This is a genomic window from Flavobacterium sp., from assembly GCF_043760115.1.
GTDB lineage: Bacteria > Bacteroidota > Bacteroidia > Flavobacteriales > Flavobacteriaceae > Flavobacterium.
In genome coordinates, this window is sequence record NZ_JAYUPK010000115.1 from 16,621 (window position 1) to 42,076 (window position 25,456).

General features: G+C 29.3%; 28 protein-coding genes. 14 read left to right on the plus strand and 14 right to left on the minus strand.

Annotated elements, in window-relative coordinates:
• Positions 1-24 precede the first annotated feature (24 nt).
• From ACH2BC_RS09900 to ACH2BC_RS09915, 4 genes are all read left to right on the plus strand, one after another.
• Entirely contained in the window at positions 25-1,248 is a 1,224-nt protein-coding gene (locus ACH2BC_RS09900; RefSeq protein WP_395053835.1) for an efflux RND transporter periplasmic adaptor subunit, read from the plus strand.
• A gap of 20 nt (positions 1,249-1,268) precedes the next feature.
• A complete protein-coding gene (locus ACH2BC_RS09905) occupies positions 1,269-1,622 on the plus strand; it encodes a hypothetical protein (protein WP_395053836.1) in 354 nt (117 codons plus the stop codon).
• Positions 1,623-1,688: 66 nt separating this feature from the next.
• Positions 1,689-2,831, plus strand: coding sequence for an N-acetyl-alpha-D-glucosaminyl L-malate synthase BshA (bshA, locus tag ACH2BC_RS09910; protein ID WP_395053837.1), 1,143 nt, complete (start codon positions 1,689-1,691; stop codon positions 2,829-2,831).
• Positions 2,818-3,237 carry a protease complex subunit PrcB family protein gene (locus ACH2BC_RS09915; protein WP_395053838.1) on the plus strand — a complete coding sequence of 140 codons (420 nt, stop codon included), beginning with the start codon at positions 2,818-2,820 and terminating at the stop codon, positions 3,235-3,237. The genes bshA and ACH2BC_RS09915 overlap by 14 nt, the downstream gene beginning before the upstream one ends.
• A gap of 51 nt (positions 3,238-3,288) precedes the next feature.
• Here the strand turns inward: ACH2BC_RS09915 and ACH2BC_RS09920 are convergent, their stop codons facing one another.
• Positions 3,289-3,795, minus strand: a complete 507-nt coding sequence (locus tag ACH2BC_RS09920; protein ID WP_395053839.1) for a hypothetical protein — start codon at positions 3,793-3,795, stop codon at positions 3,289-3,291.
• Positions 3,796-3,924: 129 nt separating this feature from the next.
• Complete coding sequence (locus ACH2BC_RS09925) at positions 3,925-4,755, minus strand: UDP-2,3-diacylglucosamine diphosphatase (protein WP_395053840.1); 831 nt, start codon at positions 4,753-4,755, stop codon at positions 3,925-3,927.
• A gap of 164 nt (positions 4,756-4,919) precedes the next feature.
• Between ACH2BC_RS09925 and aroC the strand changes: the two genes are divergently transcribed.
• From aroC to ACH2BC_RS09940, 3 genes are all read left to right on the plus strand, one after another.
• On the plus strand, positions 4,920-5,987 hold the full coding sequence (gene aroC / locus ACH2BC_RS09930; RefSeq protein ID WP_395053841.1) for a chorismate synthase: 1,068 nt from the start codon (positions 4,920-4,922) through the stop codon (positions 5,985-5,987).
• A gap of 34 nt (positions 5,988-6,021) precedes the next feature.
• On the plus strand, positions 6,022-7,593 hold the full coding sequence (locus ACH2BC_RS09935) for a dicarboxylate/amino acid:cation symporter (protein WP_395053842.1): 1,572 nt from the start codon (positions 6,022-6,024) through the stop codon (positions 7,591-7,593).
• A gap of 110 nt (positions 7,594-7,703) precedes the next feature.
• Positions 7,704-9,371 carry a T9SS type A sorting domain-containing protein gene (locus tag ACH2BC_RS09940; protein ID WP_395053843.1) on the plus strand — a complete coding sequence of 556 codons (1,668 nt, stop codon included), beginning with the start codon at positions 7,704-7,706 and terminating at the stop codon, positions 9,369-9,371.
• Between the two features lie 48 nt (positions 9,372-9,419).
• On the opposite strand, the gene ACH2BC_RS09945 is transcribed toward ACH2BC_RS09940, so the two are convergent.
• Both ACH2BC_RS09945 and ACH2BC_RS09950 read right to left on the minus strand, forming a co-directional pair.
• Complete coding sequence (locus ACH2BC_RS09945) at positions 9,420-9,836, minus strand: thiol-disulfide oxidoreductase DCC family protein (protein ID WP_395053844.1); 417 nt, start codon at positions 9,834-9,836, stop codon at positions 9,420-9,422.
• Between the two features lie 6 nt (positions 9,837-9,842).
• Positions 9,843-12,014, minus strand: coding sequence for a DNA mismatch repair protein MutS (locus tag ACH2BC_RS09950; RefSeq protein WP_395053845.1), 2,172 nt, complete (start codon positions 12,012-12,014; stop codon positions 9,843-9,845).
• 80 nt (positions 12,015-12,094) lie between these two features.
• Between ACH2BC_RS09950 and ung the strand changes: the two genes are divergently transcribed.
• Entirely contained in the window at positions 12,095-12,763 is a 669-nt protein-coding gene (ung, locus tag ACH2BC_RS09955) for a uracil-DNA glycosylase (protein WP_395053846.1), read from the plus strand.
• A 1-nt stretch (position 12,764) separates the two neighbouring features.
• Here ung and ACH2BC_RS09960 read toward each other — a convergent pair whose 3' ends face one another.
• The 10 genes from ACH2BC_RS09960 to ACH2BC_RS10005 all read right to left on the minus strand — a co-directional run bounded on the left by ACH2BC_RS09960 (position 12,765) and on the right by ACH2BC_RS10005 (position 19,651).
• Positions 12,765-13,355 carry a hypothetical protein gene (locus ACH2BC_RS09960; protein ID WP_395053847.1) on the minus strand — a complete coding sequence of 197 codons (591 nt, stop codon included), beginning with the start codon at positions 13,353-13,355 and terminating at the stop codon, positions 12,765-12,767.
• Between the two features lie 12 nt (positions 13,356-13,367).
• Positions 13,368-13,931, minus strand: coding sequence for a DUF3575 domain-containing protein (locus tag ACH2BC_RS09965; RefSeq protein WP_395053848.1), 564 nt, complete (start codon positions 13,929-13,931; stop codon positions 13,368-13,370).
• A gap of 55 nt (positions 13,932-13,986) precedes the next feature.
• Entirely contained in the window at positions 13,987-14,919 is a 933-nt protein-coding gene (locus ACH2BC_RS09970; RefSeq protein WP_395053849.1) for a transglutaminase, read from the minus strand.
• Positions 14,920-14,940: 21 nt separating this feature from the next.
• Complete coding sequence (locus ACH2BC_RS09975) at positions 14,941-15,792, minus strand: substrate-binding domain-containing protein (RefSeq protein WP_395053850.1); 852 nt, start codon at positions 15,790-15,792, stop codon at positions 14,941-14,943.
• A 124-nt stretch (positions 15,793-15,916) separates the two neighbouring features.
• A complete protein-coding gene (locus tag ACH2BC_RS09980; RefSeq protein ID WP_395053851.1) occupies positions 15,917-16,450 on the minus strand; it encodes a GNAT family N-acetyltransferase in 534 nt (177 codons plus the stop codon).
• Positions 16,451-16,535: 85 nt separating this feature from the next.
• Positions 16,536-16,913 (minus strand): VOC family protein, encoded by a 378-nt coding sequence (locus ACH2BC_RS09985; protein WP_395053852.1) that lies wholly within the window; start codon positions 16,911-16,913, stop codon positions 16,536-16,538.
• A gap of 91 nt (positions 16,914-17,004) precedes the next feature.
• Complete coding sequence (locus ACH2BC_RS09990; RefSeq protein WP_395053853.1) at positions 17,005-17,256, minus strand: hypothetical protein; 252 nt, start codon at positions 17,254-17,256, stop codon at positions 17,005-17,007.
• Positions 17,257-17,260: 4 nt separating this feature from the next.
• The gene (locus ACH2BC_RS09995; RefSeq protein ID WP_395053854.1) at positions 17,261-18,130 is read right to left on the minus strand and encodes a nucleoside phosphorylase; all 870 of its coding nucleotides are present in this window, start codon (positions 18,128-18,130) and stop codon (positions 17,261-17,263) included.
• Positions 18,131-18,241: 111 nt separating this feature from the next.
• Positions 18,242-18,574, minus strand: coding sequence for a translation initiation factor (locus tag ACH2BC_RS10000; RefSeq protein WP_395053855.1), 333 nt, complete (start codon positions 18,572-18,574; stop codon positions 18,242-18,244).
• A gap of 126 nt (positions 18,575-18,700) precedes the next feature.
• Complete coding sequence (locus tag ACH2BC_RS10005; RefSeq protein ID WP_395053856.1) at positions 18,701-19,651, minus strand: isopenicillin N synthase family dioxygenase; 951 nt, start codon at positions 19,649-19,651, stop codon at positions 18,701-18,703.
• 292 nt (positions 19,652-19,943) lie between these two features.
• Between ACH2BC_RS10005 and ACH2BC_RS10010 the strand changes: the two genes are divergently transcribed.
• The 6 genes from ACH2BC_RS10010 to ACH2BC_RS10035 all read left to right on the plus strand — a co-directional run.
• The gene (locus tag ACH2BC_RS10010; RefSeq protein WP_395053857.1) at positions 19,944-21,920 is read left to right on the plus strand and encodes a thiamine pyrophosphate-dependent enzyme; all 1,977 of its coding nucleotides are present in this window, start codon (positions 19,944-19,946) and stop codon (positions 21,918-21,920) included.
• A gap of 9 nt (positions 21,921-21,929) precedes the next feature.
• Positions 21,930-22,154 (plus strand): hypothetical protein, encoded by a 225-nt coding sequence (locus ACH2BC_RS10015; RefSeq protein ID WP_395053858.1) that lies wholly within the window; start codon positions 21,930-21,932, stop codon positions 22,152-22,154.
• Positions 22,155-22,170: 16 nt separating this feature from the next.
• On the plus strand, positions 22,171-22,404 hold the full coding sequence (locus ACH2BC_RS10020) for a hypothetical protein (RefSeq protein ID WP_395053859.1): 234 nt from the start codon (positions 22,171-22,173) through the stop codon (positions 22,402-22,404).
• Positions 22,405-22,506: 102 nt separating this feature from the next.
• On the plus strand, positions 22,507-23,742 hold the full coding sequence (locus ACH2BC_RS10025) for an HD domain-containing protein (RefSeq protein ID WP_395053860.1): 1,236 nt from the start codon (positions 22,507-22,509) through the stop codon (positions 23,740-23,742).
• Between the two features lie 32 nt (positions 23,743-23,774).
• On the plus strand, positions 23,775-24,797 hold the full coding sequence (lpxD, locus tag ACH2BC_RS10030; protein ID WP_395053861.1) for a UDP-3-O-(3-hydroxymyristoyl)glucosamine N-acyltransferase: 1,023 nt from the start codon (positions 23,775-23,777) through the stop codon (positions 24,795-24,797).
• A 27-nt stretch (positions 24,798-24,824) separates the two neighbouring features.
• Positions 24,825-25,456 (plus strand): UDP-3-O-acyl-N-acetylglucosamine deacetylase (locus tag ACH2BC_RS10035; RefSeq protein WP_395053862.1); only part of this gene is annotated, 632 nt, incomplete at its 3' end.

Genomic DNA, 25,456 nt, shown 5'->3' on the forward strand with positions numbered 1-25,456 from the left:
TCTAAAAATTTAATTTAATATAAAATGAACAATATAAAATCAAAATTCAAGATTTTCTTAGTAGTTAATACTTTAGTCTTGATACTTTTTACTTCTTGCAACGATAAAAAAGCAGAAGAAACAAAAGAAGAAGAAAAACCAGAAAACGAAGTAGGATTAACCGAAACACAATTTAAAACTGTTGGTATTGAAACTGGCTTAGTTGAAAATAGAAACCTAAATTTAGTAATAAAAGCTAACGGTTACACCACAGTTCCGCCACAAAATATGGCAAATATTTCTACCTTAATTGGTGGAACAGTTAAAGATATTTTTGTGCTTGAAGGAACATTTGTAAACAAAGGAAAAACCTTGGCAACAATTCAAAATCTCGATGTTGTTGAAATGCAAGAAGATTATAAATCGGCAGTCGCCAACATTGAATATTTGCAATTAGAATTCAACCGTCAAAAAACTTTGAGTGATGAAAACGTAAATCCAAGAAAAGTTTTTCAAGAAGTTAAAGCTAAATTAGCAGTAGAAAAAGCAAGAGCACAAGCGGCAAAAAATAAATTACAAGCTTTAAACATGGGAACAAATGGTTCTAGTTTAGTTCCAATTGTATCGCCAATTTCTGGTTATGTTGGTAAAATTAGCATTGCCAAAGGAGCATTTGCCGATACTGGAACGGTGCTTTTTGAAGTTGTAGATAATAGTCAAATGCATTTGGATTTAAATGTGTACGAAAAAGATTTGGGTTCCATTTCTGTTGGACAAGAAGTTGATTTTGTGTTGACAAATCAATCGAATAAATCAATAAAAGGCAAGATTTTTGGTATCAATAAATCATTTTCTAACGAAAGTAAAACGGTTGCTGTTCACGCAAAAATAAATCCTTCGGATGCAAAAGGATTAATTTCTGGAATGTACGTTTCGGCCAACATCAACATAAATAATACTACAGTTCCTGCTTTACCAAAAGATGCTGTGGTTAGAAATGGTGATAAATATTTTGTGTTTATTCAAGAGGATAAAGAAATTGGCAATAAGCAAAAGGCAATAACCAAAGAGGAAAATAAGCATAGTGAGGAAGAAGAATCACACAACGAAATTCATTTCAAAGCCATAGAAGTACTTCCAGGAACAACCGATTTGGGTTTTACAGAAGTAAAATTTGTTGAAGAAATTCCTGATAATTCTAAAATTGTAATTAAAGGTGCGTTTTATCTTTTATCAGCAATGAAAGGTGGCGGAAGTCACGATCATTAAATATTAAACTTGAAAAAAAAATGAAAAATTTATTAAAAAAATCATTAGTACTAATTACAATGTTTTTAACTTCTAATGTTGCATTAGCTCAAAAATCGAATCAAAAAGTAGTTATAAAAACGACTTTAAACTGCGATCATTGTAAAGAATGTGAAACTTGCGGATTGAAATTTAAAACAGAAATGCTGAAAATCAAAGGAGTAAAAATGTATGAATTAGATGATAAAGCAATGACATTTACCATTTATTATAATCCTAAAAAAACTAATCTTCAAGCAATTAAAGAAGGTATTTCAAAATTAGGTTTTGATGCGGATGAAGTAAAAGCAACTGCTGAAGGAATTGCTTCATTAGATGAATGTTGTAAAATTTAAATTTAACATCTGTAAATTAAAAAAGAAACTCAATTTTCATTAACTTCGTACAACTAAAAATACATAATGAAAATAGCAATAGTTTGTTATCCAACTTTTGGTGGAAGTGGCGTTGTAGCAACCGAACTTGGTTTAGAGTTAGCACATCGCGGACACGAAATTCATTTTATAACTTACAGACAACCAGTTCGTTTGGCATTACTAAATCCTAATGTGCATTACCACGAAGTAAACGTTCCAGAATATCCTTTGTTTCATTATCAACCTTATGAATTGGCTTTGTCTAGTAAATTGGTAGATATGGTAAAACTCTATAAAATTGAATTATTACACGTTCATTATGCGATTCCGCATGCCTATGCTGGTTACATGGCTAAACAAATGTTGAAAGATGAAGGTATAATTATTCCAATGGTAACAACGCTTCACGGTACAGATATTACACTAGTAGGAAATCATCCTTTTTATAAAACTGCGGTAAGTTTTAGTATAAATAAATCAGATGTTGTAACTTCTGTCTCACAAAGTTTAAAAGACGATACTTATAAATTATTTAATATTAAAAAAGAAATTCACGTAGTTCCAAACTTTATAGAATTAGGAAAAAATAGAAACGAAAAAGAAATAAGATGTGAACGCTCAATAATGGCAAAACCTAACGAGCGCATTATTACTCATATTAGTAATTTTAGAAAAGTTAAAAGAATTCCAGATATTATTAAAATTTTCTTCAAAATTCAAGAGAAAATTCCAGCTAAATTAATGATGGTTGGCGATGGACCAGAAAAAGAAAAGGCAGAAAAATTATGTGAAGAGCTTGGAATTCAAGATAAAGTAATATTTTTTGGAAACAGTAATGAAATTGATAAGATTTTATCTTACACCGATTTATTTTTACTTCCATCAGAAACAGAAAGTTTTGGTTTGGCAGCTTTAGAAGCAATGGCTTGGAGTGTTCCAGTAATTTCTAGTAATTCAGGAGGTTTACCCGAAGTAAATTTTGATGGAATTTCTGGATATTTATCAGATGTTGGAAATGTAGATGAAATGGCACAAAATGCTTTAAAAATTATATGTAATATAGATACATTAAATGCGTTTAAAGAAAATGCATTATCGGTTGCTAAAAAATTTGACATTAAAAATATTTTACCAATTTATGAAGATATATATCAACAAGCAATACAATCCATTCATGAAAAAATATAGTTTAATTCTATTTGCAATTGTTTTAACTTCTTGTACTTCAACTAAAAAACCTTTAGAATCTAAACCATTGTATGATGTATTATTTGGAAGTGATTATGGTGGTGGATCGTTTCAGTTTTATGAAATTATATCTGAAGAAAATGAATTTCAAATGCTACTTGGCGATGAAATGATAAAATCGTATGTAAAAAAAGAAGATATAAAAACATCCAATTTTATATTGATTAATATGGGAGAAAAAGCTACTGGAGGTTATACAATTAACGTAGAAAAAATTGAAGAACTTGCAGATAAAATTATTGTAACAATAAAAGAAATTCCTCCAACAGGAATGACTACAAGCGTAATTACTAAACCTTGTTATGTTATTAAAATAAAATCTAAAAAACCTATAGAAATTAAATAAAAAATCCCAATTTGCTTTTAAACAAATTGGGATTTACATTTTGAATAGTTTTTAATTAAAACGGTATCTAATTCCTAAAGCTAAATCTGGACCAAAATTATCGTCTCTATAATCATCAGAATTAAAATAAAGTTCTGGTCTAATGTCTAATGATAATTGAATTGGCACTTCTTTAAAATTATATTCAATACCCAAATCTCCTGCTACAAAAATAAAAACTCCGTTGTCTTCAAATTTTTGATTTCCTTGATTGTAATCATAACTCCAACTTCCTAAACCACCACCAATACCAGCATACCAATTTAATCCACCTTCAATATTCCAAACCCATTGATAAATACCTGCAAGTTTTAAAGCATCTACATTTTTACTGTTTCTAAAACCTAAATCTAGTTCTAAACGATTGTTTTTTGACAAACCTCTTTGATAAGAAATTTCTCCACCAAAACCATCATTATCGCCTAAACGTAAACCTAATGCATTTTTAGAAATATCTTGTGCTTGTGTGCTTAATGCTAAACCTAGTAACATAAAGACTGATAAAAATACTTTTTTCATAATTTGAATTGTTTAAATTAGTTGTGCAAATATCATAATTCATACAACGATAAAGTTTACATAATATTCTTATTATGTTACATAATTTTTGTTAAAATTTAACTTTTGTAAGCTTTTTATAATTGGCTTTTATTTTTGGGATAAAACAATAGAAGCAACTAATTGAGTGTTTATTAAATCATCCATTTCAAATAAATCTTCTTCTTGTTCATGAATGTAATCTGAATATTTGTATAGCTTCCAACGTTTTTTATTGTATTCTAAAGAGGTTAAATTTTCTACCCAATCTCCAGAATTCAAATATAAAGTTGAACCATTTTTAGTTTCTATATGTTTTATTTTTGGTTCGTGAATATGTCCGCAAATAACATAATCATATTTTTTTTCAATAGCTAAATCGGTTGCTGTTGTTTCAAAATCTGTAATAAATTTCACTGCTTTTTTTACACTTGCCTTTATTTTTTTAGAAAAGGAATAAGGTTCTTTTCCCATTTTTTTCAAACACCAATTTACAAATCGATTAATTAAAATTAAATAATCATATCCCAATCCACCCAATTTTGCTATCCATTTAGAATGTTGAACAGATGCGTCAAAAACATCTCCATGAAAAATCCAAGCTTTCTTATCATCGTCAAGAGTTAAAACTAATTTATCGAGAATAGAAAAATTTCCAACAATAGAATCGCTGAATTTTCGTAGCATTTCATCATGATTTCCAGTAATGTAATATACTTTTGTTCCCTTAGAAGTCATACTAATAATTTTTTTTATAACCTTTAAATGAGATGCAGGAAAATATGATTTTCTAAATTGCCAAATATCAACAATATCACCATTTAAAACCAATATTTTGGGTTTGATGGTTTGCAAATATTGAAGCAATTCTTTAGCATGTGATCCATAAGTTCCTAAATGAACATCGGATATAACAACTAGTTCTACTTTTCGCTTTTTCAAAATAATATAATTTGAAATTTTTACAAATTTCATTTTAATTTGTAAACTGCAACTTAACTGATTGTTAACAAATTAATTTCTATCAACATAGTTTTAAACAATTTTAAACTCATTAATTTTTAAACTCTAAACTAAACTACTATATTTGTTCAAAACATTGTGCAATGGCAGGAAATAGCTACGGAACACTTTTTAAGATTACAACTTTTGGCGAATCTCACGGTGAAGCACTTGGTGGAATAATTGATGGTTGTCCTGCAGGAATTACTTTAGATTTAAATGCAATTCAACTAGAAATGCAACGCAGAAAACCTGGTCAATCTTCTATTGTTACTCAAAGAAAAGAAGACGATGAAGTGCAAATTTTATCTGGATTATTTGAAGGAAAAACTACAGGAACGCCAATTGGTTTTTTAATTCCAAATACCAACCAAAAATCGGACGATTATTCTCATATAAAAGATTCATATCGTCCAAGTCACGCCGATTATGTTTACGAAAAAAAATATGGAATTCGTGATTATCGTGGTGGTGGAAGAAGTTCTGCAAGAGAAACCGTAAGTAGAGTAGTTGCTGGAGCAATTGCCAAACAAGTAATTAATGATATTAAAATTAATGCTTTTGTATCATCAGTTGGTGAAATTTTTATAGATAAACCGTATCAAGATTTAGATTTTTCTTTAACAGAATCTAATGCAGTTCGTTGTCCGGATATTGAATCTGCTACTAAAATGGAAGAATATATTAAAGAAATAAAAAAACAAGGCGATACTGTTGGCGGAACAATAACTTGTGTAATTCAAAATATGCCAATTGGACTTGGAGAACCAGTTTTTGATAAATTACATGCCGAATTGGGTAAAGCAATGTTATCAATAAATGCAGTAAAAGGGTTTGAATTTGGTAGCGGATTTTGTGGCGCAAGAATGAAAGGAAGTGAACATAATGATTTGTACAATGAAGATGGAACTACTAAAACCAATCTTTCTGGCGGAATTCAAGGTGGAATTTCAAACGGAATGGATATTTATTTTAGAGTTGCCTTTAAGCCAGTTGCCACTTTAATTCAAAAGCAAGAAGTACTTACAACTACTAATGAAATAATTGAGCAACAAGGAAAAGGAAGACACGATCCTTGTGTTGTGCCAAGAGCAGTTCCTATTGTTGAGGCAATGACAGCAATAGTTTTAGCCGATTTTTTTCTAATAAATAAAGTCTATAAAAATATCTAAAACATCAGAAAATAGTAAAAAATTAAAAATTTCAATGGAAAACAAAAAATCAAATTTAACTAGAAACATTTTTATTGCACTAATTATCGGAATTACGTTAGGATTTATTTTAAACAAATATTATGTAAATTCTCAAAACAATAAAATTGATTTTTATACCAAAAATATAACTACATATAACAATAGTATAAAGTTATTTTTACCAGATTCAACTTCTGTTACTTATAAAAAATATTCTAAATCTGTAGCTAATTTTACATCAGAAAAAGAAAATATTTTAAAAACAATTTATAATTCTCCCAACGATTTTAAACTTAATTACACTAAAATTTCTTCAATTGAAGACACTTTAAAAAAATTAGAAATTGTTTTAAAAACTCCGAGAAAAGATACGTTATCAAAAGCATATTCTGAATTAAAAGCTGAAAAAGCATTTTCTGAAAGTAATTTAAAAACTATTACAACTGAACGTGATAAAAAACTGGAATGGTTTGCCATTATTGCCGATATTTTTTTAAGATTAATAAAAATGATTGTCGCACCACTTGTATTTACTACACTTGTTGTTGGAATTGCAAAACTTGGCGATACTAAAACGGTTGGTAGAATTGGAGGCAAAACTATGCTTTGGTTTATATCTGCATCATTAATGAGTTTGGTTTTAGGAATGATTTTGGTAAATATTTTTAAACCAGGCGAAGCTATGAATTTGGCTTTACCACTAGACAATCAAAGTACAGGAATTGATAAAGCTGCACTATCTGTAAAAGATTTTGTTACACATGTTTTTCCAAAAAGTTTTATTGAAGCTATGGCAAATAACGAGATTTTACAAATAGTAATTTTCTCAATATTTTTTGGAATCTCAGCAGCAGCAATCGGTAAAAAAAGTGAAAAAATTGTTTCAGCATTAGATGATATTTCTCATATAATATTAAAGCTAACAGGTTTTATTATGAATTTTGCACCTTATGCAGTATTTGGTGCTATGGTTGTTGTAATTGCAAAACAAGGAATTGGAATTTTAACCACTTATGCCATATTTATATCAGAGTTTTATTTTGGATTAGTAATATTATGGTTAGTTCTTATTTTTGCAGGATCATTATTTTTAAAGAACAGAATTTTTACTTTATTAAAAAGAATAAAAGATCCAATTTTGTTGGCATTTAGCACGAGTAGTTCTGAAGCAGCATTTCCTAAAACAATGCTAGAACTTGAACGTTTTGGATGTAGTAATAAAATAACAAGTTTTGTTTTGCCACTAGGTTATTCTTTTAATTTAGATGGAAGTATGATGTATATGACTTTTGCATCAATTTTCATAGCGCAATCGTATGGAATTCATTTGCCTATTGAAACTCAAATTTCTATGTTATTGGTTTTAATGCTTACAAGTAAAGGAATTGCAGGCGTACCAAGAGCATCATTAGTTGTAATAGCAGGAACATTAGCCAGTTTTAAAATACCAGAAGTAGGAATTGCATTATTGTTAGGAATTGATCCAATATTAGATATGGGAAGAAGTGCAACAAACGTTGTAGGAAACAGTATTGCAACGGCAGTTGTTAGTAAAATGGAAGGTGAGTTGGGTGATGAAGAGTAAGTAATTGTGTTAAAATAAAGTTTTTTGATAATTCGTTTGTTAAATTAAACAGTATTATAAAAAAAAAAACTATTTTTGATGTCTATAATTATAACTAAAAATCAATATTTATGAAAAAAATTACTTTACTATTTTTATTATTAAGTGTATTTACACTTAACGCACAAACAGATTTTTTAACAGCATTACCAAACAATAATGGTACATCTCAAAATGGTCGTGCACCACAAGGTTTTGATAGATACAATAGGAGTGTTTGGTTAATATCTGCTGCAGATATGGCTGCTGCAGGATTTGTTACAGGAGATGCTATTTTGTCAATTGGATTTAACTATACTGCTGATGTTAATGGTGATTTTCAAGATGTTGCTACAACTGGTTCATTTAAAGTCTATTTGCAAAATACTGCCGATGTTACTAATACAAAAAGCACAACTTGGGCTACAGCTATTGCTTCGATGACGCTTGCAAGTGATGCAAATGCTACAATTCCTGCTGCTTTGGGTACGGTAGATTTTTTATTTTCTAATGGTACTGCTTTTTCTTATACTGGTGGCGCAATATATGTAGCAACAGATTACCAAAATGCATCAGGTACTGTTGCAGCAATTCCAAATACCGCACTTTGTAATAATACTTTAGCTGGTGGATTAAAAGGCGCTAGAAGTAGTACTGCAATTCCAACAATAACTGTAGCTTCTGCTTTTAGACCAGAAACTAGATTAGGAAAATCTGTTGCATGTGCCACGCCAGTAAATGTTGCAATTCCATCAACAACGGATACAACAGCCAATTTAACTTTTTCAGCTTCCGATCCTGCTAATATTGAATTTGGAGCTTATGATTTTTTACCGGGAACAGCCGCTGGAACAATTGTTACTAGCGTACCAAGTGGATACACAATTACAGGTTTAGCACCAAGTTCAGCTTATGAAGTTTATGCTAAAACTAATTGTGGTTCTTTTTTAGGATTAAGTTTAACTGCAGCTCCAGTTTCATTTCATACACCATATTACCCAGCTAATCCAAATTATACTACTAGTTTTGAAATTGATAATTTTCCAAACATTGGTTGGTTAGAAGATGTTGAAGTTAATGGATCAGAATGGTTTACAAATTTTGGAGGAACAGGAAGTGTTTTAGTACAAAATGGTTTGTATTCTGCTGTATCTTTAAGCAATGCAACTGCAGCTTCAAACGGTAGAATGTATTCTCGTGGAGTTAATTTACAAGCAGGAAGTCCTGCAACGGTTTCTTTTTATGCAAGAAATTTTCAAAATACATCTACAAATAATGCTAGTTTTGTTGTAACTGCTGGTACTGCACAAACAGCTGCTGCACAAACTATTCCTGTAGGAACTGATGCAGCATTATCTAGCGCAACATTTGTTTTAAAATCGTATACTTTTGTGCCAGCAACAACTGGTGTTTATTATATAGGTTTTCTTCATAATTCTCCAATTAATGCTGCTGGAACTCATGGTATTATTGTTGATAACTTCACTGTTTCTCAAGCATTGGCTACTGATCAATTTTTAGATTCTAAATTTGCAACGTATCCAAATCCTGCTAAAAATGTTATTAATGTTTCTAATACAACAGATGCATTACTATCTACAATTGAAATGACTGATATTAATGGTAAAATTGTGAAAAACATTAAGTTATCTAACGTTTCAGAAGCTGAAGTTACAGTTTCAGATTTATCAACAGGAATTTATACTATGAAAATAACTTCTGATAAAGGAATTGTTACCAAAAAAATTATTAAAGAATAATTACTTAAATATATTAAATTTAACTCCTTAAGCAATTAAGGAGTTTTTTTATGGTAAAAATTTAGATTTTAAATCTGGAGTTGGAATTAAACAACTCTCTTTTTTACCATACCATTTATATCTATTTTGTGCAATGTAATCGTAAAATAAATTAAGAAATGATTTTGGTAAAATTAAAAATACAGAAACAATTGAAATTATACCACCAAGTTCTTTTGCAATTCTTAATGCAGCTTCTGCTTTGTAATAATATGCAGTTGAAGGTTCGTATAAAATAATACTATCAATTTTTGTAGCGTCAATTTTAATGTGATTAATAATTTCTTGTCCTAAATTAGATTGAATTGCTACAAACCTAAAAATATCTTTCTTATCATTCTTGATTATAAATTGAACCGATTTATCGCATAAATTACAAACTCCATCAAATAGAATTATTTTTTTATCTTTAGGAAGTTCGGTCATAAATAGTTATTTTTTCGGACTTTCTACAAATTCTAATGCTTCTAAACTTACATTAGAAGTAAAAACTCCGTAGTTTACAATTGCTTTATTTCTGTCAATTTTATCTATTGTTCCAATAGCTTTTCCATCAAACATTCTTACTCTATCGCCAATTTTCAAAATCACTTTTGGTTTTTCAATAACGATAGTTGCTTTAAGTTTTTTTTCTTTTTTTTCTCTTCGAATTTCTTCAACTTTTACTTCAACTTCTTTAGAAACTACCTTTTTTAAAACTTCTTTTGCTTGAATTTCTTTAGCAGTAGCTTTCTTTCGTTTAGAATTTTCTATTTCAATTACTTTTAAAAACTCTCCAATTAATTCTTTTTTATTTTTATTGTTGAAATACTTTTCGGCTATGTCTTCAATTTTTTGACCTATGTAAATTATCTTTTGGTTACTATCATACAACTCTTGATAACTTTCTAATTTCTGCTTAATTTTAGCATTAATTGTTTCCATTTTTTTGGCTTCGTCACGAGTTTTTGTTTCTTCTTCTTTCAACGTTTGTGATGTTTTTTCCATCTTAGAACGTTCTTTTTGAAGCGTTGCTATAGTTTTATCAAAGCGTACTTTTCCTCCTTCAATTTTTTTCTTTGCACGATTAATTAATCCATACGGAATTCCATTTTTTTGAGCAACTTCAAATGTAAATGAACTACCAGCTTGACCAAGATGTAATTTATACAAAGGTTCTAAAGTTTTTTCGTCAAACAACATATTGGCATTTGTAGCATTGGGTAATTCATTTGCCAAAATTTTTAAATTGGTATAATGTGTAGTAATAATTCCGAAAGCTTCTCTGTGATAAAATTCTTCTAAAAAAACTTCTGCCAATGCGCCACCCAAATCTGGATCTGAACCTGTACCAAATTCGTCAATTAAAAACAAAGTTTTAGAATTGCATTTCTTTAAAAAATAATTCATATTTTTTAATCGATAACTGTAGGTACTTAAATGATTTTCAATAGATTGATTATCGCCAATGTCTGTTAAAATTCTATCAAATAAAAAGGTTTCGCTACGTTCGTGAACCGGAATTAAAATACCACTTTGAATCATTAATTGTAGCAAACCAACAGTTTTTAACGAGATGGTTTTTCCACCAGCATTTGGTCCAGAAATTACTATAATACTACTTTCTGGATTTAATTCTATAGTTTGCGGATGTGTAATTTCATTTTTAATTTTATTATTCAAATATAAGATAGGATGGAAGGCATCACGAAAATACAAGCGTTTCTCATTATTAAATGTTGGCAATATTCCATTAATTTTATTAGCATATTTTGCCTTAGATGCAATTACATCAACATCACTTAAAAATTCTTGATATTGAATTATTAAATTTAAAAACGGACGAATATCTGTAGTTAACTGTTTTAAAATTCTAGTAACTTCTTCTTTTTCTTCATATTCTAAATTTTTTAATTCTCTAGAATAATTTAATGTGGCTTCTGGTTCAATAAAAGCAATACTTCCAGTTTTAGAACTTCCTAAAATAGAACCTTTAACTTTACGACGATACATTGATAAAACAGCTAAAACTCTACGGTTTTCTACAAAACTTTCTTTAATTTCATCAAGGTAATTTAAAGAGTTGTAATGTGTTAATGCCATACCAAAACTTTGATTGACTTTGCCACGAACTGCATTCATATCTCTACGAATATTAACTAAATCTGGCGATGCATTATTACGAACTTCTCCAAATTTATCTACTACTTCGTCTATTTTTTGTATTAAATATTTGGTAACCTCAACTTTAGATGCTTTTTCATTAAGTTTTGGATAATATTCATTGAATTTCTTCAAAAATAAAATCAAAATATTTGCAGTTTCAGACAACGATGCAATTTTTCTAAAACCTGAAATTTCTAATTGACTGTCTTCTATAGCAAGAAATTTTAATTCGGTTGTTAAAGTGTCAAAACCATGATTGGAAATGGCATTATTATTTGAAAATGAAGATAAATATTCTGATGTTTGAACTAAATTATCCATTAAAAGTTCTTTTTCTTGAAAAGGAACAATTTCTAATGCTTTTAGTTTTCCCATCTCTGTATTGCAACCTTCAGATATGGTTTGTAAAACGGTACTAAATTCTAAGTCTTGAAGTGTTTTTTCGGTAATTGAAATCATTATATTATTTAATTATTCAAAGTTACAAATGTTAACCTTAAATTATTGTAGAATTTTATATTTTTGGTTAAATTTATGAAATGTTAAACTCACTATCTCCATCTTGGAATGCAATTTTAAAATCTGAAATTGAAAATGACTATTTCAAAGACTTGATTTTAAATGTAGAAAATGAATATGAAAAAGGAATTTGTTATCCTCCAAAAAATTTAATTTTTGAAGCTTTTAATCAATGTTTTTTTGAAGATTTAAAAGTAGTTATTATTGGTCAAGATCCATATCACGGAAAAGGTGAAGCCAATGGATTGTGCTTTTCTGTAAATGATTCTATCAAAATTCCGCCATCACTTAGAAATATTTTTAGAGAAATAAACGATGATTTAGAAACTATTTTCATTCCAACTTCTGGTAATTTACAACGTTGGGCACAACAAGGTATTTTACTTTTAAATGCCACATTAACTGTTGCAGAAAACCAAGCTGGAAGCCATCAAAAACTAGGTTGGGAAACTTTTACAGATGCTGTAATTAAACAAATATCTGATCAAAATGAAAATGTAGTTTTTTTACTTTGGGGTAATTTTGCAATAAAAAAAGGCAAAAATATTGATAGAAATAAACATTTAGTTTTAGAATCTGGTCATCCATCGCCATTGAGTGCCAATCAAGGAAAATGGTTTGGGAACAAGCATTTTAGTAAAACTAATACTTACTTAAAATTTAATAATAAAAAAGAAATAAATTGGTAAATTAATTTACAGTAAAATTGTAGTAACCATTTGAATCTAAAGAGTTTGTTGAACTAGAGGTAATGTTAAGAAATATATTATTTCCTGTACTATCTGATCTTAATTCTACTGCAGATGATGAACTGTTGTAACCAAAACTAATTCTATATTGACCAGCAGAAGTTAATTTAATTCCTGCACGAAATTGATATTCATCATCAATTGAACTAAAAACAGAATTTGCACTAAAAAATCCTCCATAAACCATTTGACCTTTTTGAATGTCAACTTCACTTGCTGTTGGAGTTATAAATTGCCAGTCATTTCCAACTTTTTTTTCTAATTGGAAAGTAAAACTAAACGATGGAGCGTTTCCTGTAGATTTTCTTAAATCTAATAAAGTACTTTGATTGGCTTGAGATTGTAGTCTTTCAAAATTTGAATTAATATAAATATAATCATTAACGTTATAAGGAATGTCTAATTCTTCAATTGTAACTAAACCTGGAATTGTAACATACTCTGTATTGTAAAATCCATCATCGTTTGTATTACAACTTGCTATAAATAAAGTAATTAAGAATAAACCAGCTAATTTTTTAAATGTTTTCATAATCTATTTTTTTTAAAATCTGTAACCTAAATTCAATCCAACTCTAGAAACTATATCTGGACTTTTGTCTGTATTAAATAAATTTTTTCCAAAACCTACTAATAATTCTAGTGCAATTTTTTCTTTAAAATACATTTTATATCCTAAACTTCCGCCAAGTGCAAAATCGGAATATTTAGATTTTTGAGTAGTATAATAACCTACATTATTGTCAATTAATCTTACTACTTCTTTAAAATCTCCATCATTTGCAGAAGCAAAAATTTCGGCAAAATAGTAACGCGATTTACTTTTGGATAAAGCATATCTTACATATGGATTAACTTCATAACTAGGTAAATTATTTCTAAATCCTGCATCAAAATCTTCTTCGGTAGTTTTACTATTAAAAAAACTGGCAGAAACACCTACAGAAAAATCTTTTTTTAGAAAGCGCTCATAACTTACACCAAATTTTCCAGAGGTAATAATTGATAAAACATCTATTCTAACTTCATTTTTCTTTAATGAAATAGGACTTTCTTGAGCATTAGAAAAGAAAGAAGTTAATAATAATAGTAGTAATATTTTCTTCATAGCATACATTATTTATGAAGCTAATATACTATTTTATTTGATTTAAAATTAAAAATTAATTCAAAGTTAATGCTCCAAGAATTTCTTCTGACATAAATGGTCCACCAGGAAATTTTGCTGTGTAATCTAAATTTAACCAAACTTGACCACGTTCGTCAATATGATAGTTTATTGGTTTTCCTTTACTTTCAGTTGCAAAAAGACTTTTTTTAATTAAATAATTGATAATTTCTAAATCAGATTTTTTTCCAATTAATATTTCTGGATAAATGTGTCCATCGGTATGAATTAATCTTGGAGTTCCGCCAATAGAACGAACGCAAGCTGCCATTAATATTGAATGATCGTCGCAATCGCCAGATAAATAACGCAAAGATTCTGATGCTTTAGCAATATAATCTTGACCTTTTGGATCGTGAATGTAGTTCCAATTAGAATTTATTTCTTTAAAAACAGCAAAACATTGAATAATTGTTCTGTATTGTTCATAACCTTTTATGTCTTTAAAATTTTTATTGGCAGCCATAATCGTAAAATTTCTGACTCTAGGATTATCAAATTCTATTGCATTTAAAACTTTATTTTTATTTGGAAATGGTAACAATTTATCAATTATAATGTCTTGCGGATACGGATTATCAGTCATAGAATACAACATAGATTGATAACTTTGAAATACATAAGCAAAATTATAAGTGCCAAATAATGAGCCAAATACCAATATTAATAAATAGCAAAAAACTAAAATTAAAGTTATTCTTCGCATAGCGGCAAGAAGAAATTGTATTGATGCCAAAAGTGTTATGATGATAATTATTCTGTCTAAATGCCAAACCCAATTAAGATTTATTAAGTTTTGATGGAGAATTAAAAAAAGTGGAATGGTAATTAAAACATTGATAATAAATATAATAATCATATCCCAAGGTTTTTTTACCGTGAGTTTATCCTTGAGATCTTTATAGGAAGGAGTATTTATAGTTATCATTTAGTAAAAAATCCAAAAAACCTAAATAGTTTTTATGATTTCAGCAAAAGTACCTTTTTTATCAATAATTTTGAGTGCAAATAACTGATTTTGAATTTTGTTTAACATTTCAATTGACAATTGGCTTTGCGACCACTCAGTTATAGAAAGCCATTCTTGAATATCTTCAATTTTTAATTTGTATTTTTCGGATAAAGTTCTATCAATACTTGGAATTTCCTTAAAATCTTGAGTAGTGATGTTTATAATTTCTAGAATTTGTGCAATTGTATTTGGATGTTTTTTTAAAATTTCTTCACGAACTGCAATTACAAAACAAGGCCAAGGAGTTGGACAGTCTGCTATTTTTCTAAAAACACCTTTGTCAATTAGTGGTTTTGTCATGAATTTTTCCCACATGAAATAATCTGACTCACCTTTTAATAAACTTTCAACTGCGCCATCAATGGTGTTTACAATTTCAAATTTAAGATTTTCTGTATTCCAACCTTGATTATTTGAATTAACGTAAGCCATTAATTGCGAACCAGAACCAAATCTTGAAATGGCAACTTTTTTATTTTCTAGATCAGAAAGTGTTTTATATTTGGATTTTTCATCAACATGGATTCCCCAAATGAGCGGACTTTCTACATAAATTTGAACAATTTTAGAAGGATTTCCTGCATTAATGTCTTTTATAATTCCTTCGGTTAGAATAATTGCAATATCGGTTTCGCCATTGCGAAGCATTTGACACATTTTTCCTGTTCCTTCTGGAACATCTGTCCATTGTAAATCGATTCCAACGTTTTCAAATTCAGAATTTTCAATACATAAATGCCAAGGTAAGTTGAAATGTTCTGGAACACCAGCTATTTTGATATGCTTCATTTTATGCTGAATTTATTTCAGCATCTTTCGATGCTTAAAATTTTTATGTTTTAGATTAATTTTTTGCCACAGATTTACAAAAATTAAACGGATTTTATTTGGAATTATTTTAACTGAAAACTGATTACTGAACACTATTTTTCATTTGCCACCATTTCCAAATAACACCATTTTCATCTGGATAATCTTCCATAAAATTCATTCCAATTTTTTGTAAAATATGATTTGATGCGCCATTTTCAGCATGTGTATAAGCATTTATTTCTTTGATATTCATTTGGTTGAAACCATAATCTAACCAAGCAATAGAAGCTTCGGTTGCGTAACCTTTATTCCAAAATTTTTCATCTAAACGATAACCGTAATCGTAGAAATTTGTATTTCCGTTTTCTATATGATCGTTTACAAATTTAATTCCTGTCCAACCAATAAATTCTCCTGTTTCTTTTAAAATTGTTGCAAAACGACCTATATTATTTTCTGAATATTGTCTATTAACGTATTCAATAACTTTAATGCTTTCGTCAATTACCTCTTCTGGTTTTTGCCAAAGATATTTATGAACATTTGGATTTTTATTCAATTCAAACAAACTTTCTGCATCAGATAATTCTAATGGTCGAAGAATGAGATGCTCTGTTTCTAATAGTAATTCCATTTTTTATTTTTTTAAAACCATTAAGATAGTAAGTTTCATTAAGGTTATAATTTAATTTTCTTAATTCTTATTAGTTTAAATTCATTTAATTAATTTTCAAATGAGATATTACAATTCGATATCCATCAGGATCAAGAAATAGTTTGCCATTTTCATTCCAATATGGATTTTTTGCAATTATAAATTCTATTGAATGTTTTTTGATTTTTTCAAGAAGCAATTGATATTCTAATTTATTATTCGGATAAAAAACTAAAATGTCATCTTCATTAAATATATGATTGACAATTTCTTTGGATTGTGTAAATTCTAAATGCCAGTTTTCATCTTGTTTACCAATAAAAACGCCATCATAGTGGTTATGATTTTCAAAACCACCAAGCAATTCCAATCCTAAAACATCAATGTAAAAGGATTTTATTTTTTCTAAATTGTTGGTATGTCTTGCGTATCTAAAAGTCATTTTACATTTTTTTTAAACCATTAAGAAAGTTAAGAGAATTAAGAGTAACACTTAATGAAACTTTATTGTTTGGTAAATTTAATTGGCTAATTTATTGTTCTAGTTTTTCAATTAATATTACTGTAATTATAATTATAGCAAATGCAACAAACATATTTTTTTGTGCTGTTGTAAAACCATTTCTGTCGATAGTTTCACTTTTATTATCAGTATAATAATAAACATTTGTAGGATATTTTTCTTCAATTGCAATATTTAATAATTGAAAAAAGTACCATCTAGAAAGTCCACCAATACCAATAAAAAATCTTCTAATAGGTTCAAATAGTATATGTCCAATCATAATATTATTTTACAGACAATTTATCCAAAGTATACTCAATCAATTCATCAACAGCTTTGTATGGATCATCACTAAAAGTTCCTGTAGCACGATTGGCAATTATAGCATTTAATGACAAGCAATTGTGCCCAAGAAGCTTTCCAAGTCCATAAATTGCTGCAGTTTCCATTTCTAAATTGGTAATTTTATTGTCTTCAAATTCAAAAGTATCCATTTTAGAATTCAGTTCTTTATCCTGAATATTCAATCGTAAAACGCGACCTTGCGGACCATAAAATCCACCAGCTGTTGCCGTAATTCCTTTGTGTATTCTGGCGCTTTCAATTATTTTTTCCAACTTTTCTGAACACGAAATTACATAAGGTTTTCCTTTTTTTAAATCCCAATTAGTATGTTTTACAAAAGCATCTTCCATTTCAAGATTAGAAACTTCGTCTATTAAATAGGAGCGAAGCATATTGTCTAATCCCAATCCAAATTTAGACATTACAAAACTATCGCATGGAATATTTTCTCGAAGTGAACCTGATGTTCCTATCCTGATAATATTTAATGAAGTCAAAGTTTCTTTTGGTAATCTCGTTTGTAAATCAATATTGACTAACGCATCGAGTTCGTTCATCACAATATCAATATTATCTGGACCAATTCCGGTTGACATAACTGTAATTCTTTTTCCTTTAAAAATTCCGGTTTGGGTTTTAAATTCACGTTTTTGCTGAGAAAATTCTATTTTTTCAAAGTTTTTGGTAATTTTTTCCACACGATTTTGATCACCAACAAAGATAATGTCATTCGCAATTTGATGTGGAAGAAGATTTAAATGGTAAACACTTCCGTCTGGATTTAATATTAATTCTGAAGATTGTATCATTTTTTTGTTTAAATTATTAAAGGTTTAAAATGGTTTAAGGTTGTTTAAAAAGTTTAATGGTACACTAATTCTGAAATTTAGGAACTGAAAACTGAACACTGAAAACTTTCTTTAACCTCCAACACGTTTTGTTTTAAATCCTTTTTCTTGTAATAGTATCATTATTTTATCACGATAATTACCTTGAATAATGATTTCACCGTCTTTGAAAGTTCCGCCAACAGCGAGTTTGTTTTTTAATTCTTTTGCTAATAATTTAAAATCTTCCTCTTCGCCTTCATAACCAGAAATTATTGTGGTTGGCTTTCCTTTTCGTTTTTCAAATTTGCAGATCATTGGTTCTTTTTGAACGAATAATTCATGGTTTTTTTCCTCGACAATTTCTGGTTCGTTAGAAACTTCGTGGTCTGGAAATAGGTTTTTTAGTTGGTCTTTTAAATCCATATTTATTTAAAATTTCAAATTTTTAAATTCCAAATTCCAATTTCATGATTTTTTTTAAAAATTAATTCCAAATTCCAATTAAAATAAGTGTTGGAATTTGGAATTTTTATTTTGGAATTTTTTCTCTTATTTCTTTATCAATCCCAAGTCTACCAATCGTTCATACAAGAATTCACCAGCAGAAATATCGTCGTATTTTTTAGGATTATCAGCATCAATACAATTTTCTAAAACGTCCAATCGCATATCACTAACAGGATGCATAAAAAACGGAATAGAATAACGTGAAGTTCCCCAAAGTTCTCTTGGTGGATTTACCACTTGATGTATTGTAGATTTTAACTTATTATTAGTATGACGAGACAACATATCGCCAACATTTATTACCAATTCGTCTGGTTCTGCCATAGCATCAATCCATTGACCATCATGATTTTGAACTTGCAAACCTTTACCTTGTGCGCCCATTAAAAGTGTAATCAAATTGATGTCACCATGAGCAGCAGCACGAATAGCATTTTCTGGTTCTTGAGTAATTGGTGGATAATGAATTGGTCTCAAAATAGAGTTTCCTTCTTTACCATAATTATCAAAATAAAATTCGTCTAATCCTAAATGCAAAGCCAAAGCACGCAACACATAAATACCAGTTTTTTCTAGCATTTGATACGCTTCCTTACCCACTTCGTTAAAACGAGGTAATTCCTTAACTTCAACATTATCAGGATATTCCGCAGCATATTTTGAATCTTTGTCAACATATTGACCAAAGTGCCAAAACTCTTTTAAATCGCCTTCTTTTTTGCCTTTAGCATGTTCTTTACCAAAAGAAACATAACCACGTTGACCTCCAATTCCTGGAATTTCATAACTGTATTTAGTTTCTAATGGAAGTGCGAAGAAATTCCTAATTTCTCCATACAATTCACCCACCAATTTGTCATCAAGAAAATGACCTTTTAATGCTACGAAGCCAATATCTTCGAAAGCTTTTCCGATTTCATTTACAAATTTTTGTTTACGTGTCGAATCATCCGACAGGAAATCACGCAAGTCAACACTAGGAATGTTTTGCATTTACTAAAACTTTTTTGTTAATAACTTACATTGGAATTACTCCAATCATAGATACAAATGTATGAAAATTTTAAACTAAAAAATTTATATTTATTAACAATTTTTCGAAGCTTTTTCCAACTATCCATTACAATCTTTTACTTTAGAAAAAAAAGTAAAAGGATTTTCATTACTATTTGGGCTAAACTTATCTGCCATGTTAAATAATATTCTAAAAACAGTTGTATTTCTATTTATTACCGTCTTACACCTTCAGTTTTTTTTATACTTTTGCATCATTAAAATTTCAAAAATGAACTTCGACAGAAAAGAATTATCCAATATTCAATTATTAGATTTATATAAAAGATTACTAAAACCAAGATTAATAGAAGAAAAAATGCTTATTCTTCTTCGTCAAGGTAAGGTTTCCAAATGGTTTTCTGGCATTGGTCAAGAAGCAATTTCGGTTGGAATTACTGCTGCGCTAGACAAAGACGAATACATTTTACCTATGCACAGAAATTTAGGTGTTTTTACTGGAAGAGATATTCCGTTGCACCGATTGTTTAGTCAATGGCAAGGAAAAAAATCTGGTTTTACAAAAGGTAGAGACAGAAGTTTTCATTTTGGCACGCAAGAATTTAAAATTATTGGAATGATCTCGCATCTTGGTCCACAAATGGGAGTTGCAGACGGAATTGCATTAGCCAATAAATTAAAGAAAAACGGAAAAGTAACCGCAGTTTTTACTGGTGAAGGCGCAACAAGTGAAGGCGATTTTCACGAAGCATTAAACATTGCAGCAGTTTGGGATTTGCCAGTTTTATTTGTAATAGAAAATAATGGTTACGGACTTTCAACACCAACTAACGAGCAGTATCGTTGTGAAAATCTTGCTGATAAAGGCATTGGTTACGGAATGGAAAGCCACATTATTGATGGAAATAATATCTTAGACGTTTATACAAAAATAGCCGAATTAAAAGCATCGTTAGCTATAAATCCAAGACCAATTTTATTGGAATTTAAAACCTTTAGAATGCGTGGTCATGAAGAAGCAAGTGGAACAAAATATGTTCCGCAGGAATTAATGGACGAATGGGCAATTAAAGATCCGATTGCAAATTTTAAAAATTATTTACTTTCTATAAGTGTTCTTTCAGAAGAAATGGATGTTGAATTTAAAGCCAATATAAAAACTGAAATTGACGAAAATTGGGCAATTACTGTTGCCGAACCAGATTTCGAAGCCAATTTAAGTGAAGAATTAAATGATGTTTACAAAGTGCATCAATTTGAGTACGTTACACATTCAGATGAAGTAGAAAATATTCGTGTAGTTGATGCTATTTCTAACAGTTTGCGTCAATCTATGGAACGTCATGATAACTTAGTTATTATGGGACAAGATATTGCTGAATATGGTGGAGCATTTAAAATCACCGAAGGTTTTGTTGCCCAATTTGGAAAAGAAAGAGTAAGAAATACACCAATTTGCGAAAGTGCTATAGTTTCTGCCGCAATGGGATTGTCAATAAACGGACAAAAAGCTATTGTTGAAATGCAGTTTGCCGATTTTGTTTCGTCTGGATTTAATCCGATTGTAAATTTGTTAGCAAAATCGCATTATCGTTGGTTAGAAAATGCTGATGTTGTAGTGAGAATGCCTTGTGGTGGCGGAACTCAAGCTGGACCATTTCATTCGCAAACTAACGAAGCTTGGTTTACAAAAACACCGGGCTTAAAAGTAGTTTATCCTGCGTTTCCTTATGATGTAAAAGGTTTGTTAAATACTGCAATTAATGATCCAAATCCTGTTATGTTTTTTGAGCACAAACAACTTTATCGTTCTGTTTATCAAGATGTTCCAAAAGATTATTATACCATTCCGTTTGGAAAAGCGAGTTTAATAAAAGAAGGAAATGACGTAACTGTAATTTCTTTTGGAGCTGGAGTTCATTGGGCTTTAGATACATTAACTAAAAATCCAGAAATTAAAGCCGATTTATTAGATTTAAGAACCTTGCAACCAATGGATACAGAAGCAATTTTGACATCTGTAAAGAAAACTGGGAAATGTATAATTCTGCAAGAAGATACTTTATTTGGTGGAATTTCTAGCGATATTTCGGCATTTATTATGGAAAATGCATTTCAATATTTGGATGCGCCAGTAAAACGTGTAGGAAGTTTAGAAAGTCCAATTCCTTTTGTAAAAGCGTTGGAAGATCAGTATTTGCCAAAAGCAAGATTTGAAGAAGTTTTAAAAGAATTAGTTGCATATTAAGAAGTGAAAATGAAACCTATAATTGAAAAATTGTTGCTAAAAGATGCATCAATAAACAAAGTTCAATACGATACCGAATGGTTTTATAATCTTGAAGACATTGCTTTTTACTTAAAAGAAGATGTGTCTAATGTAGATTATATTTATTTGCCAATGATTATAAACGAAGAGCAAGAATTTGTAAAATGTGCTACTTTTGAAGATATTTTGAGAGGTAGAAAAGAGTTTAAATAAATAAATAATAACTAAAATGGATGTGAATTTAATTTCAGAATTAAAGATTAAATTTCAAGTGATTATTGATTTAATTGCACAGAAAAAAATTATAGAAGCCCAAGTCAAACTTGAACAAATCACAGCAAATATTAATGATTTAATTGATTTTGCTCCATCTGATAAAGAACTTCAAGAATTAAGTTCCTATCAAATTTTAGTGAATCATTTGCAATTAAAAATTGATATTTTAAATACATCATTAAATTGAAATAGTTAACGATGAAATTATCTTCACAATTGTAGATTTCACCGAGAAATGTTTTAAAAGTTTTGTTAAAAAGATTATATTTGTGAAAACAAATTAAAATAAGTGATTCCAATCAATAAACTCAAGATATTTAACGATCCAATTTACGGATTTATCACTATTCCAAATACGCTTATTTACGACTTAATTCAGCATCCCTATTTTCAAAGATTGCGACGAATTTCTCAAATGGGATTGACCTATTTAGTTTATCCTGGCGCACATCATACACGTTTTCATCACGCAATTGGTTGCATGCATTTAATGCAAAAAGCAGTTCAAACACTTCAATTTAAAGGCGTTTTAATATCTGATGAAGAAGAAAATGCATTGTACATTGCCATTTTACTTCACGATATTGGGCATGGTCCGTTTTCTCACGCTTTAGAAAATAGTATTGTAGAAGAAGTGCATCATGAAGACATTTCTAAACTTTTTATGAATTTTTTAAACAAAGAATTTGAAGGTAAATTAACACTTGCAATTCAAATTTTTCAAGGAGAATATCATAGAAAATTTATGCTGCAACTCATTTCTAGTCAGTTGGATATGGATAGAATGGATTATTTAAAAAGAGATAGTTTTTACAGTGGAGTTGCAGAAGGAAACATCAACAGCGATAGATTAATTCAAATGCTAAACGTGGTTGATGATGTTTTAGTAATGGAAGAAAAAGGAATTTATTCTATAGAAAAATTCTTAATGGCAAGACGATTAATGTATTGGCAAGCATATCTTCATAAAACTAGTGTAGTTGCTGAAATGACTTTAACTAAAATTTTAAAAAGAGCTAAAGAACTTTCTCAAAAAGGAATTGAATTGTCTTGTAACGCACCACTTTTATTTTTTATTAATAATAAAATAACTTTAGAAAATTTTGACAATAAAACACTTGAAACTTTTGCATTATTAGACGATTTTGATGTGATGAGTGCAATTAAAAATTGGCAATTTCATGCTGATTTTGTTTTAAATTCGCTTTGCAAAATGATTTTGAACAGAGATTTATTAAAAATTGTGATGTTAGATGAAAAAGCAGACACAGAAAAATTGACTGAATTAAGAAATAAATTTGCTTTTATTTCTGGAATTTCAGACAAAGAAGCTGCTTATTTTGTGTTTAAAGGAAAATTAAAAAATCAAGCTTATAATAAAGAAAGTGAACCAATTAGCATTTTAAAGAAAGACAAAACTGTTGAAGATATTATTGATACATCAGATCAATTGCAACTGAAAGCGTTGTCTAAATCGGTTACAAAATATTATATGTGCTTTCCAAAAGTGTTGCTAGAAAACTAAGCTATTAAATTAAATTTTATATTTTTGCCATAATGATATTTACAGCAGAACAAATTGCCGGTATTCTTGAAGGAGAAGTAATAGGAAATCCTAATGCTGAAGTGTACAAATTGGCTAAAATTGAAGAAGGAACTAAAGGTTCTTTAACTTTTTTGTCCAATCCCAAATATCAAAATTTTATTTATTCCACCGAAGCTACGATTACTATAGTTAATAAATCGTTCGAAACCGAACAACCAATTTCAACTACACTTATAAAAGTAGAAGATGCTTATCAATCTTTTTCTAAATTATTAGAATATTACAATCAAGTAAAACTAATGAAATCTGGCATTGAGCAACCATCGGTTGTCTCAGAAAATGTAACTTATGGTGAGAATTTATATCTTGGAAGCTTTTGTTATGTTGGTAATAACGTAAAAATTGGCGATAATGTAAAAATTTATCCAAATACTTTTATTGGCGATAATGTTACAATAGGCGATAATTGTGTTTTCTTTGCAGGCGTTAGAATTTATTCTGAAACTGAAATTGGAAAAAATTGTACTATTCATTCAGGTTCAATAATTGGTTCAGACGGTTTTGGTTTTGCACCATTAGAAGATGGAACATTTAGTAAAATTCCGCAAATTGGTAATGTAATTTTAGAAGATGATGTAGATGTTGGTTCGTGTACAACAATTGACAGAGCAACATTAGGTTCAACAATTATTAGAAAAGGAGTGAAGCTTGACAATCAAATTCAGGTTGCGCATAATGTAGAGATTGGTGAAAATACAGTAATTGCATCTCAAACAGGAATTGCAGGTTCAAGCAAAATTGGAAAAAATTGTATGATTGGCGGTCAAGTTGGAATTGCAGGACATTTAACCATTGGAAATAATGTTAGAATTCAGGCACAATCTGGCGTTGGTAGAAATGTAAAAGATGACGAAATTTTACAAGGAAGTCCAACATTTGGTTATTCTGATTTTAGTAAATCGTATGTGCATTTCAAAAATTTGCCAAAAATTGTTGCAGAATTAGAAGCTCTAAAAAAGCAAATCAATAAATAAAAACAAAATAAACAAAACTAAAATAGAATGTATAAACAGAAAACCATCAAAGAGGAAATTTCTCTTACAGGCGTAGGTTTACACACAGGTAAAGAAGTTAAAATGACTTTTAAGCCAGCACCAATTAACAACGGTTATACTTTTGTTAGAGTAGATCTAGAAGGTAGTCCAATTATTGAAGCCGATGCAAATTATGTTGTAAATACGCAACGAGGAACGAATTTAGAAAAATTGGGTGTAAAAATTCAAACTTCTGAACACGTTTTAGCTGCATTTGTTGGTTGCGATGTTGATAATGTAATCATAGAACTTAACGAATCTGAACCACCAATTATGGATGGTTCATCCAAGTTTTTTGTTGAAGCAATTGAGAAAGTAGGCGTAGAAGAGCAAAACGCCGAAAGAAAATATTATGTAGTAAAAGAAGTAATTTCGTTTACAGACGAAGCTACAGGTAGTGAAATTCTTGTAATGCCTTGCGATGATTATCAAGTTACAGCAATGGTAGATTTTGGAACCAAAGTTCTTGGTACTCAAAATGCTACTATGAAAAATATTTCAGAATTTAAAACAGAAATTGCCAATTCTAGAACATTTAGTTTTCTTCATGAATTAGAAGATTTATTAGAAAACGGTTTAATAAAAGGTGGCGATTTAAA

What these genes read in the sequence shown, in the direction of transcription:
- ACH2BC_RS09970 (WP_395053849.1), bottom strand. Translation starts at nt 14,919, where the DNA reads ATGATAACTATAAATACTCCTTCCTATAAAGATCTCAAGGATAAACTC.
- ACH2BC_RS09990 (WP_395053853.1), bottom strand. Translation starts at nt 17,256, where the DNA reads ATGATTGGACATATACTATTTGAACCTATTAGAAGATTTTTTATTGGT.
- ACH2BC_RS10015 (WP_395053858.1), top strand. Translation starts at nt 21,930, where the DNA reads ATGAAACCTATAATTGAAAAATTGTTGCTAAAAGATGCATCAATAAAC.
- ACH2BC_RS10005 (WP_395053856.1), bottom strand. Translation starts at nt 19,651, where the DNA reads ATGCAAAACATTCCTAGTGTTGACTTGCGTGATTTCCTGTCGGATGAT.
- ACH2BC_RS10020 (WP_395053859.1), top strand. Translation starts at nt 22,171, where the DNA reads ATGGATGTGAATTTAATTTCAGAATTAAAGATTAAATTTCAAGTGATT.
- ACH2BC_RS09905 (WP_395053836.1), top strand. Translation starts at nt 1,269, where the DNA reads ATGAAAAATTTATTAAAAAAATCATTAGTACTAATTACAATGTTTTTA.
- ACH2BC_RS09920 (WP_395053839.1), bottom strand. Translation starts at nt 3,795, where the DNA reads ATGAAAAAAGTATTTTTATCAGTCTTTATGTTACTAGGTTTAGCATTA.
- ACH2BC_RS09960 (WP_395053847.1), bottom strand. Translation starts at nt 13,355, where the DNA reads ATGAAAACATTTAAAAAATTAGCTGGTTTATTCTTAATTACTTTATTT.
- ACH2BC_RS10010 (WP_395053857.1), top strand. Translation starts at nt 19,944, where the DNA reads ATGAACTTCGACAGAAAAGAATTATCCAATATTCAATTATTAGATTTA.
- ACH2BC_RS10000 (WP_395053855.1), bottom strand. Translation starts at nt 18,574, where the DNA reads ATGGATTTAAAAGACCAACTAAAAAACCTATTTCCAGACCACGAAGTT.
- ACH2BC_RS09935 (WP_395053842.1), top strand. Translation starts at nt 6,022, where the DNA reads ATGGAAAACAAAAAATCAAATTTAACTAGAAACATTTTTATTGCACTA.
- ACH2BC_RS09945 (WP_395053844.1), bottom strand. Translation starts at nt 9,836, where the DNA reads ATGACCGAACTTCCTAAAGATAAAAAAATAATTCTATTTGATGGAGTT.
- ACH2BC_RS09965 (WP_395053848.1), bottom strand. Translation starts at nt 13,931, where the DNA reads ATGAAGAAAATATTACTACTATTATTATTAACTTCTTTCTTTTCTAAT.
- aroC (WP_395053841.1), top strand. Translation starts at nt 4,920, where the DNA reads ATGGCAGGAAATAGCTACGGAACACTTTTTAAGATTACAACTTTTGGC.
- ung (WP_395053846.1), top strand. Translation starts at nt 12,095, where the DNA reads ATGTTAAACTCACTATCTCCATCTTGGAATGCAATTTTAAAATCTGAA.
- ACH2BC_RS09900 (WP_395053835.1), top strand. Translation starts at nt 25, where the DNA reads ATGAACAATATAAAATCAAAATTCAAGATTTTCTTAGTAGTTAATACT.
- lpxD (WP_395053861.1), top strand. Translation starts at nt 23,775, where the DNA reads ATGATATTTACAGCAGAACAAATTGCCGGTATTCTTGAAGGAGAAGTA.
- ACH2BC_RS09985 (WP_395053852.1), bottom strand. Translation starts at nt 16,913, where the DNA reads ATGACTTTTAGATACGCAAGACATACCAACAATTTAGAAAAAATAAAA.
- bshA (WP_395053837.1), top strand. Translation starts at nt 1,689, where the DNA reads ATGAAAATAGCAATAGTTTGTTATCCAACTTTTGGTGGAAGTGGCGTT.
- ACH2BC_RS09995 (WP_395053854.1), bottom strand. Translation starts at nt 18,130, where the DNA reads ATGATACAATCTTCAGAATTAATATTAAATCCAGACGGAAGTGTTTAC.
- ACH2BC_RS09950 (WP_395053845.1), bottom strand. Translation starts at nt 12,014, where the DNA reads ATGATTTCAATTACCGAAAAAACACTTCAAGACTTAGAATTTAGTACC.
- ACH2BC_RS09975 (WP_395053850.1), bottom strand. Translation starts at nt 15,792, where the DNA reads ATGAAGCATATCAAAATAGCTGGTGTTCCAGAACATTTCAACTTACCT.
- ACH2BC_RS09980 (WP_395053851.1), bottom strand. Translation starts at nt 16,450, where the DNA reads ATGGAATTACTATTAGAAACAGAGCATCTCATTCTTCGACCATTAGAA.
- ACH2BC_RS09915 (WP_395053838.1), top strand. Translation starts at nt 2,818, where the DNA reads ATGAAAAAATATAGTTTAATTCTATTTGCAATTGTTTTAACTTCTTGT.
- ACH2BC_RS09940 (WP_395053843.1), top strand. Translation starts at nt 7,704, where the DNA reads ATGAAAAAAATTACTTTACTATTTTTATTATTAAGTGTATTTACACTT.